Genomic DNA, 892 nt, shown 5'->3' on the forward strand with positions numbered 1-892 from the left:
GGGCGCAGGCCCGGCAGGGCGTGGGCGACATGGGCGCCGCCGCCGGCCCGCACCAGGCTGGCGGGTGCGGCCACCGCGGGCGCGGCATCAGCGTCGCTGGCCAGCAGCGTCAGGCTGGCGGCCAGGCCATCGCCGACGACTCGGGCCGCGGCGAGATCGACGAATTGCGCGGCGGCGGCGACCGGCAGCACCAGCGTTTCGAGCACACGGGTGGTCTCGGGCTGCAGCCGGGCAAGGCCGGCGGCGCCGCTCATGACGGCACGCCCATGCGGAACTGGCGCTGGGTCACCGCCGGGTGGGTGGTGATTTCCTCGTCACTGTCGATCAGCACGCGGCGCAGCACATAATTGGCCGAGGGCGGCAGCAGCCGGATGCGATCCCACAAGGTGAGATGATCGGCGAGCGAGAGTTGATCGAGCACCAGCTCGACGCTTTCCTGCGGCTGAAACACGTCGCTTTCCGACAGCGCGTTGTTGAGCTGGCTGGCGAGCAGTGGCCCCAAATCCTCCATGGCGCGCAGCATCCAGCCGAGCAGCCGCTGCTGGGCCTCGGCGCTGTTGCCATAGGGGATCATCAGATAATGGAGATCGACGGCCAGGCTGGCCTTGAAGCGATGGCCATCGATCGCCACCCGGGGCGATGGCGCCCGCGTGCTGCTGGGCGTGATGCGCCACAACAACAGCGCGATCGCCGGCGGCGTGCCCATGGCGGTCTGGATATCGGCCATGGCGCGCAGCTCGATGTTGAGATCGGCATCGCCGAACTGCGTCGACGGGAAACGGCTGCGCAACGCCGCAACGATGGCGGCGCCCGCGGCGGCGATGGCCTGATGACGGGCCATCAGCCCGCCGCCCCCGCCGAGTGCGACAGGCGCGCCGCCAGCCGGCCCAGC

General features: G+C 71.0%; 2 protein-coding genes. Both read right to left on the bottom strand.

Annotation, left to right across the window (positions count from 1 at the left end):
• A partial coding sequence (locus tag GJ693_RS16295; protein WP_156257260.1) for a hypothetical protein occupies positions 1-254 on the bottom strand: 254 nt, incomplete at its 3' end.
• A partial coding sequence (locus GJ693_RS16300) for a Pvc16 family protein (RefSeq protein ID WP_207789977.1) occupies positions 251-892 on the bottom strand: 642 nt, incomplete at its 5' end. The genes GJ693_RS16295 and GJ693_RS16300, both read right to left, overlap by 4 nt.

The sequence above is a fragment of the Sandarakinorhabdus oryzae genome, from assembly GCF_009733735.1.
Classification (GTDB): Bacteria; Pseudomonadota; Alphaproteobacteria; order Sphingomonadales; family Sphingomonadaceae; genus Sandarakinorhabdus; species Sandarakinorhabdus oryzae.